Origin of the sequence: Yinghuangia aomiensis (genome assembly GCF_039542225.1) — a bacterium.
Lineage (GTDB): Bacteria > Actinomycetota > Actinomycetes > Streptomycetales > Streptomycetaceae > Yinghuangia > Yinghuangia aomiensis.
This window is the reverse complement of sequence record NZ_BAABHS010000097.1, coordinates 1-1079: the sequence shown is the minus strand read 5'-3', so window position 1 is coordinate 1079 and position 1079 is coordinate 1. Positions and strand designations below refer to the sequence as shown.

General features: G+C 63.7%; 2 pseudogenes. Both read left to right on the top strand.

Features of this window, described 5'->3' with window-relative positions:
- A pseudogene (locus ABEA93_RS41995) lies at positions 1-115 on the top strand (IS5/IS1182 family transposase); the annotation flags it as partial.
- A gap of 878 nt (positions 116-993) precedes the next feature.
- A pseudogene (locus ABEA93_RS41990) lies at positions 994-1079 on the top strand (IS5/IS1182 family transposase); the annotation flags it as partial.

Below are 1079 nucleotides of genomic sequence, written 5' to 3'. Positions count from 1 at the left end.
CGGTTACCGCCGCCTCACCATCCGCTACGAACGCAGATCCGACCTCTTCCTCGCCTTCACCACCCTCGCCGCAGCACTCATCTGCTTCAAACGACTCCGCAGCCACACCACATAGGACACGGTCTTACTCCACCGTCGGCGCTGGCATACGAGCCGATGATCCGACCCGGCAGCGGAGCCATCGAGCCTGTCGTGCAGGCGTCTTCAGCGCCTGCCACCAGTGTGGAGCCCGGAAACGGCTCACGCTGTCACGGTGCACGACAACACCCATACCTCAGCGCTGGCTTGGCTTCTGCAAGCACTCCAGCGTCTGGCAGCTTCGGTTCACGGAGTCCGGTCTGTCGGCCGAGGGATTGTTGTGATCAGCGTGATAATTTACCCGTCAGTATGTCTTGAGCCTTGCACGCGGGGATTGCTCCGACGGTCTCGCAAACGCGGCCATGGCCGTTTCTCGTCGGCCCCGTACCGCGTTGGGCCCGCCAACGGCACGCGACGAGAGTCGCGTGCCGTTAGGGCACATGCTGGCGCAGCAACAGTTTCGCCCGAGAATTTGGCGAGTTGTTCCGCTGGCGGTCCTGTTGTCCAGAACGCGCGCCGACGTCCGTCGTCGGTGCCGGACCCAGCGGCGTGCGGTTAGCGTCGCTGTAACCATCGGTGGCCGGGATACGTCTTTGCGGAACGCCCGATGCCGACGTCCGCGATCAGCAACGGCCGTGCCATCTCCGCAATGTGTGCGACTTGGACCCTCAATGAACCATGGGGTCGAGGCATCCACGACAGCCTCGCATTCGTGGCCACAGACCCAGGCGGGTTCGGGTTATCGGACGGCAAACCCGGCGTCGGTGTTTCCTCCGGTGCGCCTGCGCCATCGCACCCGGCTTCATCTACCGAGGGCGCAAGTGAGCCAATTGTGATCGTCACCCGACCCTTGTGCACCGGGAAGCGAGGCGTTTTAGACCGTGTCCTATGTGGCTACGTGGTCGTTGATGTGTCATGGGGAGTTCGGGGTGGGGCTGGATCGTTCCTGACGGGTTGTGGGAGATCGTGGAGCCGTTGCTGCCGCCGGCGAAGGTGCGTCC